Source organism: Nguyenibacter vanlangensis (assembly GCF_013376155.1).
Taxonomy (GTDB): Bacteria; Pseudomonadota; Alphaproteobacteria; order Acetobacterales; family Acetobacteraceae; genus Gluconacetobacter; species Gluconacetobacter vanlangensis.
In genome coordinates, this window is the sequence record NZ_JABXXP010000420.1 from 1 (window position 1) to 2,568 (window position 2,568).

1 protein-coding gene is annotated in these 2,568 nt (G+C 67.1%); it reads right to left on the reverse strand.

All coding sequences use genetic code 11. The features are described from left to right. Positions 1-2,568: 2-oxoglutarate dehydrogenase E1 component (locus tag HUK84_RS14760; RefSeq protein WP_176640962.1), on the reverse strand; the 2,568-nt coding region annotated here is incomplete at both ends.

Consider the following 2,568-nt stretch of genomic DNA (forward strand, 5'->3'; position numbering starts at 1 on the left):
ATGGATGCGCGCCAGGCCGGTCGCCGGGCTGGCCGCTGCGGCGCGTCCGACATAGATCGGGCGGGCGCCCTGGCGGCCGGCCTTCGCCATCACGTCCTCGATGAGGCGATCGACGAAGGTCCAGCCGCCCATGTTCTGCGGCTCTTCCTGGCACCAGACGACCTGCGCCTTGGGATACAGCGCCAACTGCTCGACCAGCGTCCTGTCCGGGAACGGATAGAATTGTTCCAGCCGCAGCAGCGCGACCTTGTCCAGTCCGCGCTCGCGCCGCTCGGCCAGCAGGTCGTAATAGACCTTGCCCGAACAGATCACGACCCGTTCGACCGCGTCGCCATGGGCGATCGGGTCGATCTCGCCGATCACCGGGCGGAACGACGTGCCGGATGCGAATTCCTCGAGGCTGGACACCGCCAGCTTGTGCCGCAGCAGGGATTTCGGCGTCATGACGACCAGCGGCTTGCGGTAGTTCAGCTTCAACTGGCGCCGCAGCGCATGGAAGTAATTGGCGGGGGTGGTGATGTTGCACACCCGCATATTGTCCTCGGCGCAGAGCTGCAGATACCGTTCCAGCCGGGCCGAGGAATGTTCGGGACCCTGCCCCTCATATCCATGGGGCAGCAGCAGGACCAGGCCGGACATGCGCAGCCACTTGGTCTCGCCCGAGGCGATGAACTGGTCGATGATGACCTGCGCGCCGTTGGCGAAATCGCCGAACTGTGCCTCCCACAACACCAGCGCGTTCGGATCGGCCAGCGAGTAGCCATATTCGAAGCCCAGCACGCCGAATTCGGACAGCAGCGAGTTATAGACCTCGAACACGCCCTGCGACGCGTCGATATTGTTCAGCGGCGCGTAGGTGTTCTGGTTGATCTGGTCCGTCAGCACCGCATGGCGCTGGCTGAAGGTGCCGCGCTGGCAATCCTCGCCCGACAGCCGCACGCGGTGCCCCTCCAGCAGCAGCGAGCCGAAGCCCAGCGCCTCGCCGGTCGCCCAGTCGATGCCCTCGCCCGTGCGGAACATGTCGGCCTTGGCCTTGAGCTGCCGGGCGATTTTCGAATTGATGTTGAAATCGGCCGGCGCCGTGCTCAGCGCGTCGCCGATCCTGCGCAGGGTCTCGACCGGCACGCCGGTGGCGGGCTCGGACTCGGCGCTGCCCGCCGGCGGCGGCTTCAGCCCGGACCAGCATCCCTCCAGCCAGTCCGCCTTGTTGGGCTTGTAGGTCTGCGCCGCCTGATAGGAATCCTCAAGCCGGTTCTGGAACGCGTCCCAGCTCGCCGCCGCCTCGGCCTCGGTCAGCACGCGCTCGCGCACCAGCCGGTCGGCATAGAGCGTGCGCACCGTCGGACGGGCGGCGATGGCCTTGTACATCGTTGGCTGGGTGAAGGAGGGTTCGTCGGACTCGTTATGGCCGTGCCGGCGGTAGCCGACGACGTCCAGCACGATGTCGGTGGCGAATGCCTGCCGGAAATCGGCGGCCAGCCGGGCGCAATAGACCACGGCCTCGGGCTCGTCGCCGTTGACGTGCAGGATCGGGGCCTGCACCGCCTTGGCGATGTCGGTGCAGTACAGGCCGGAATAGGCGTGGGCGGACACGGTGGTGAATCCGATCTGGTTGTTCACCACGATATGGATGGTGCCGCCGGTGCGATAGCCGATCAACTGCGACATCGCCATCGTCTCGTAGACCAGGCCCTGCCCGGCGAAGGCCGCGTCGCCATGCAGCAGCAGCGCCATGTGGCGGCTGCGGGTCTGCGGGCCGTCATCGTCCTGCGCCGCGCGCACCTTGCCGATCACCACCGGATCGACCGCTTCGAGATGCGAGGGATTGGGCTGCAGCGAGATATGCACGGTATGCCCGTCGATATCGACATCCGTCGACGTGCCCAGGTGATATTTCACGTCGCCCGAACCCTGCACGTCGTCGGGCTTGAACGACGCGCCGGCGAATTCGCTGAAGATCGCGGTATAGGGCTTGCGCACCACGTTCACCAGCGTGTTCAGCCGCCCGCGATGCGGCATGCCGATGGCCACCGAGCGCACGCCGTCCTTGGCGACCTGGTCGATCACCGCATGCAGCGCGGGAATGGTGACGTCCTCGCCCTCCAGCCCGAAACGCTTCGTGCCGACATAGCGCTTCTGGCAGAATGCCTCGAACCCCTCGGCCTCGGTGAGCTGGTCCAGGATGATCTTCTTCTGCGCCGCCGTGGTGCTTACGCGCCAATCGTCGCCTTCCAGCCGCGCCTGGAGCCAGTTGCGCTGCGCGGGGTCCTGCACATGCATGAACTCGGCGCCGATCGGCCCGCAATAGACGGCGCGCAACGCGTCCACCACCTGGGCGATGGTCGCGGTCTGGGTGCCGGTCAGCTTGGCCACGATCTGGCCCAGATAGATCGGGCGGTCCAGGTCCTGGGGCCCGAAGCCGTAGGTCGCCGGGTCCAGGTCGGCATGCGGCTTGGGGACCTGCAGCCCCAGCGGGTCCAGCCGGGCCTCGAGGTGCCCGCGCACCCGATAGGCGCGGATCAACTGCGTGGCGCGCAGGCTGTCGTCGGCGGCGGCGTGCAGGCTTTC